Origin of the sequence: Campylobacter sp. IFREMER_LSEM_CL1097, from assembly GCF_025772225.1 — a bacterium.
In the GTDB taxonomy this organism is placed as follows: Bacteria; Campylobacterota; Campylobacteria; order Campylobacterales; family Campylobacteraceae; genus Campylobacter_D; species Campylobacter_D lari_D.
In genome coordinates, this window is the sequence record NZ_JAKMRT010000034.1 from 1 (window position 1) to 3,905 (window position 3,905).

Annotated in this window: 3 protein-coding genes and 1 pseudogene; all 4 read right to left on the bottom strand. The window is 27.2% G+C overall.

Annotated elements, in window-relative coordinates; translation table 11 throughout:
- Positions 1-743 (bottom strand): phosphocholine cytidylyltransferase family protein (locus L8W64_RS08700; RefSeq protein WP_263673514.1); only part of this gene is annotated, 743 nt, incomplete at its 3' end.
- Positions 740-1,339, bottom strand: coding sequence for a gamma-glutamyl-CDP-amidate hydrolase (locus tag L8W64_RS08705; RefSeq protein WP_263661753.1), 600 nt, complete (start codon positions 1,337-1,339; stop codon positions 740-742). The genes L8W64_RS08705 and L8W64_RS08700, both read right to left, overlap by 4 nt.
- A complete protein-coding gene (locus tag L8W64_RS08710; RefSeq protein WP_263673517.1) occupies positions 1,336-3,660 on the bottom strand; it encodes a PEP-utilizing enzyme in 2,325 nt (774 codons plus the stop codon). Before L8W64_RS08710 ends, L8W64_RS08705 begins: the two co-directional genes overlap by 4 nt.
- A gap of 12 nt (positions 3,661-3,672) precedes the next feature.
- Positions 3,673-3,905 (bottom strand): annotated as a pseudogene (locus L8W64_RS08715) (SAM-dependent methyltransferase); the annotation flags it as partial.

Genomic DNA, 3,905 nt, shown 5'->3' on the forward strand with positions numbered 1-3,905 from the left:
AAATCGCTCATAAAATCTATCTCACACCAATTTCCATTGATTTTTATAGCTTTTGCATTTTTGTATTTATTTATTAAAATTTGTAAAAAACTTGTCATATACATATTTTTAAAATCTTTTTCATCATAAAGTAAAGTTCTATCAAGCTCATCATAAGTTTTTAAAACTTCTTTTAAAAAATGATGAGAAAATTTAAATAAGCCTATATATTGCCCTTGAATTTCATCATAACTTTTTGCTTTTTTGCCAAGCTCTACTATAAAATCATCATGTAATTTTAAAGTTTCAGCATCATCAAGTGGATTTTCAAACCTTTTTAACCATAGTTCTTTCCAAGCTTTATCCACAATAACAGCAAAATCATCTTTTGATTGTTTGAGTTTTTCTATACTATCTTTAAAATAAACTATATCAGCGTAAGAAACAATCAAATCTTGCTCATCCTCAATACACTTTTGCAAAAAATCTCTAGCACAAAATAAAGTCTGAACCATATTAGTTTTATCATAGTTTTCATTTTTATAAAACAACTCCAAATTATGATTTTTACCCACATAATCCTTTAAAACATCAAATAAATATCCACCAACTACACATATCTCATGAATATTATTTTCTTTTAAAGCTTGAATTTCATAGTCTATGATTTTTTTATTTTTATATTCAACCATACATTTTGGATTGTTCTTTGTTAAAGGCATTAACCTTGAACCAAACCCTGCTGCTAAAATTATAGCTCTCATTTTATATCCTTTAACCACGCATTAAAAATACTTTTTTCGCTCATACCATTTTCTCTTTCAATATGCCACATTAGACCGTAAATACTAAATTTTTTATGCTTAAAAGCTTCTATTGTTTCATCTTTTGCATTTGCTAACGCCTCAAGCTCATTACCTAATGTTTTAATAGCAAAATTATGATATGAATTAACATTAATTATTTGATCTTTTAAATACACTTCATGATTTCCAACATGATCTTTACAAGGACAAATAGTAGAATTAAAATAAGAAGCGATCATCTGTGCTCCTTTACAAACCCCAAGTAGTGGAATGTTATTTTGCATACAATGTTTTATAATGTTTTTTTCATACTCATCTCTTTTTTGATTAATAAAAGAAAATTTACAAGAGTTTAAATCATTACCCCCACTTAAAATCACAGCACTAATACTAGAGATATAATTTTTAAAATCAATTTCATAACTCAATGGAAGAGGCAAAAACTCACTTAATTCTTTTTTAAAAAAACTTCCCCAATCAAGTGCCAAACACTCTCTTAATTCATAATAATCTTGATTTTCTAAAATTCTTTGACTAATAGCTATAAATTTCATAGACAAAATATCTGCTCACTTTGACAATCAATTTTAATTTTTTTTGCTTGAAGATATTTTTTAAAATTCTCTTCACCTACACCAATAACAGCAGGCATAGCAAGTTCAGAAGCTCTAATAGCCATATGTGAATTTGCACCACCATAGCAAGTGATAAAACCTGCAATATCTTTAGTAAATAAATAATCATATCCAGGATCAGCTGCATAGATTAACACTATCTTGCCTTTTAAATCTTGTTCATTTTCTAGAGCAATATTAGCACTAATGCTTTTTTGCGTGATAAAATTTGGATGAATATAGCTAGTAAAAAACCCAAATATTTGATGTGCATCAGTTAGTAAAGCTGGAAGTTTTATAGCTAAACTTAATTCATATTCTTGTTTATTTTCATTAATTTCACTCAAAAATTTATCTTTTGGACTTTTTGAATATACACTAGAGTATAAATTTAAAATACTCTTAATATCCAAATGAGCCATATCTTCTTTAGATATTCCATAATAATTTCCAAGATCTTCTATCAGCGATATAGCTTTAGATAAGAGCTTGCTAAATTCAAATTTAACAAATTCGCGTCCTTCTATAGCTATTTTCAAAAAGCTAAAAAAATCTTTTGCATTAACTTCAATTCCATGTTCTTTTAAAATTTGATCAAGTTTTTGCAACTTCGCATCGCTAATTTCAAATTCTTTTTCTTTTTGGATTTCGCCTTTTTGCTTTAGGTCAAAATACCCATCAAAATCCTCATCATATCTTGGAGATAAAATATTATAAGTTCCCGCTCTTAAATGGCCAAATTGTTTTAGAAAATCTTGTTTATTATCTTCATTTAAAGTTGTTAATTCATTACTCAAGGTCTTACTAACAGTGTGAAGAGAATTTAAAAATTCATTTTTTTCTTCTTTACTAAAAAATCCAATTTCCACCAAAGAATTAAGCATAGTCATGGCTACAAACGCAGCCCTTGCAACACCAGCAAATGGTAATGTTCCATATCTTTTACACTCTTCTAAAAGCCAATAAATTTTATCTAATAGTGAAAAATCTGAATGCATAATATTTTCATAATACACAATCATTTGTTTTGATTTTTCTATATCTTTTAAACACAAGCCATTTTTAATATTAACAATAGAATTGGTAAGGTTTAGTAAAGAAAATTCAATGCGTTTGATTTCATTTTTATTAAAACCATGATCTAATAAGCGTTCTAATTTATCAGCCATATGGAAATCATAACAAGAAAATACTATATCAAATTCTACTTTATCATGCAACTCGTGATTTTCATATAATTTATTTAAATAATAATTAACTAACTTTTTAGCAATATTCTCATCTAGTGTTTTTGGTATAAAAGAATTAAAAGAAAGTCTCACATCTACATAAGGAATACCCAAAAAAGAATGGATTAAAGGATGCGATCTTAAATCTCTATAGCCATAGTTATCTCTTTGATAAGCCCAAATATTATCTGTAATGATTTCTTTATAAAGACTAAAAGCTAATCTTTTTGGTCTAAGTCCTATAATTTCTGCTGGATTCCAATCAGGCATTACACCAAAAATAGCTTTGTCTCCAAGCACTCTAGATCTTGGCTCTTGTAAAGATACAAATCTTTTATAAAGTCTATGTAAAGCTTCTTTAGATAGACTATTAAAAAGATTAGTTTTTTCTTGCATTATTAAAGGTCTAACTTGCAAGCAAAAAAGTTCATCTTGATCATTAAAAGCAAATTCTACATCTAAAAAATTGCAACCATATAAACTTTCAAGTTCTTTTAATAATAAAATAACTTTTTGCATATATGGATCTTTTATATCTTCATTTTCACGGTAATGAAAATATGTTTTGGCATTTTTAGCACTTCCATCTGTAATGGAACTATTAGAGCCGTTTTCATCATATTCTATGCAAAAATATGGAGAAAAATTATCCTTATCTACACTAAAAGCAACACCACACTTTTTAATATCTAAAAGCATGGGTTGGATTAAAATTTCATCATTCTCACTAGGCATAGAATGACCTACTTTTTCCAAAGCATTAAAAACTTGGCCTTTATCACTGATATCTACATTAGCCAAACTTAGAAAAGCTCCAGCATTGGAGCTTTTTAAACTATCTTCGCTATTAGAAGAACTACGGATGATTAGTTTTTTCGCATTTAGGTTGGTAATTTTTTTAAGTACTTCTTCTTTATCTTGAATGATTTCTTTTAAAGAAGTGATAACTACATCTAAAACTTTTGCATTTTTAAGTATATTTTTTAAATTCTGTAAATTTCTTGCTTTTGTTTGAAAAACTAATCTATCCATAATATCACTCTTTTATATTTTTTTTGCACTCCAAGCTCTTGTAGTGTATTTGATATCAAATTCGCTTGGTAATTCTTGTTTTAATTTATCAGTAATTTTTTCGAACAACTCATTACCCTCTTTAGTCTCAAGATCCCAATAAGGATTTTTTACACTTTTCTAAGTATTAATATAATTATCTACACTTTGATGAAAGTAAAAATCTTCTTCCAAATAAATAATATTATCAAAAAGCTCTTTATGTG